This window comes from Psychrobacter sp. 16-MNA-CIBAN-0192 (assembly GCF_040309565.1).
Classification (GTDB): domain Bacteria; phylum Pseudomonadota; class Gammaproteobacteria; order Pseudomonadales; family Moraxellaceae; genus Psychrobacter.
Window position 1 is genome coordinate 1 of sequence record NZ_JBEOOX010000303.1, and the last position, 268, is coordinate 268.

Consider the following 268-nt stretch of genomic DNA (forward strand, 5'->3'; position numbering starts at 1 on the left):
GCACCACCTCGTTGCCTTTGTTGGCGATTTCCACGGAACGCTCGGCCACCGCCGACGATTCGGCAGCGTTGGCCGACACCTGATCGATGGACTCGGCCATGTCGCTGATGGCTGTCGAGGCTTCGGAAATCTGCTGCGCCTGTTGCTCCGAGGCCTGGGCCAGATGCATGGCGGTGGCCTGGGTTTCCTGCACAGCAGCGGCAACCTGGCCGGCGGTGAGGTTGATGGTGGCGACCAGATCGCGCAATTGGTCGACGGAATAGTTGAT

1 pseudogene is annotated in these 268 nt (G+C 62.7%); it reads right to left on the reverse strand.

Annotated features, from left to right (window positions below):
• A pseudogene (locus AAEY78_RS13345) lies at positions 1–268 on the reverse strand (chemotaxis protein); the annotation flags it as partial.